This is a genomic window from Pseudofulvibacter geojedonensis (assembly GCF_042675745.1).
Taxonomy (GTDB): domain Bacteria; phylum Bacteroidota; class Bacteroidia; order Flavobacteriales; family Flavobacteriaceae; genus Pseudofulvibacter; species Pseudofulvibacter geojedonensis.
On record NZ_JBHTJM010000004.1, the window covers coordinates 1 to 1,246 of the forward strand.

Below are 1,246 nucleotides of genomic sequence, written 5' to 3' on the forward strand. Positions count from 1 at the left end.
CACCAGTAACCCTCAAATTATTTATGTAGAGGTTATCAATACAGGTGATGAAGGAAATGCAGGCGATGGCACTCAATGTAGAAGCGTTAAAGCGATTACATTAGAAGTATCTATTCCTCCTGTAACAGAATTTGTTTCTATGCCATTGTGTGACGATCAGTATTACGTACCAGACAATGTAACACCGAATCAAACCTTCAACTTAACATTATTTGAAGATATGATTACTACAGAAACAGGTAATACTTTTACTTATTTCTTAAGTGAAGCAGAGGCAGAAGCCAACACCAACCCTATTGGTAATACTACTGCTTTTGTTAACACAGTAAATCCACAAGATATTTTTATAAGAGTAGACAATGCTTTAGGTTGCTACAGTGTGCAATTAGTAGAAATTGTAGTAAACCCGAATCCTACTCCTTTAATCCCTTCAGATTTAGCCGATTTATTTCCAAACGGAGAAAGTATGGAGTCTTGTATAAACGACGGAACAGGACCAGGAACACTGCAAGAAGGATATGCTCTGTTTGATTTAACCGAATATCAAGACGATATTATTGGCGGAGAAACGGTTGTATCTGCAGCTTATTACACATCTGAATCTGATGCTAATTTAGAGCAAAACCCTATTACAAACCCTACTACTTTTTACAATACTGTAGCCTATGGGCAAACTATCTGGGTTCGTGTTACCAATACAGGTGACACAGCTACTAACACAGCCGCAACAGGATGTTACACACTAACAAACTTTAAAATTCACGTACCTGTACCACAAGTATCTATTACCAGTACTAAAGATGTATTGTGTGTAGATGAATTTGGTGTACCGTTACCTACAGAAGATTTACCTGTATTAACAGCTACTACCTTTAGCTTAGAAGGAAGTTATACAACTCCAAATTACACTTACCAATGGTCGTTTAACGGTGTAGAAATTCCAGGAGCAAATAGTAGTACTTATACGGTAAGCCAAGCTGGAGATTATAGTGTTACAGCATCTGGACCAACAGACATGTTATGCCAAAACTCAGCTACTGCTACAATTAGTATTTCTGCTAGCCCTGCTACTTACAACGCTACTGTTACCACTAATGCATTTGCTGGAAACCATGTAATTGAAGCCACTGCAACATCTACTGTACCTGGAGTTACTTTTGAATATAGCTTAGGTAACGCTGCAGGACCTGGAGACACTTTCCAGAGTAGCGGAACATTTACTGATGTAAACCCAGGACCACATGTA

General features: G+C 38.4%; 1 pseudogene. It reads left to right on the forward strand.

The features are described from left to right. Positions 1–1,246: pseudogene (locus tag ACFQ1O_RS03740) on the forward strand (hypothetical protein); the annotation flags it as partial.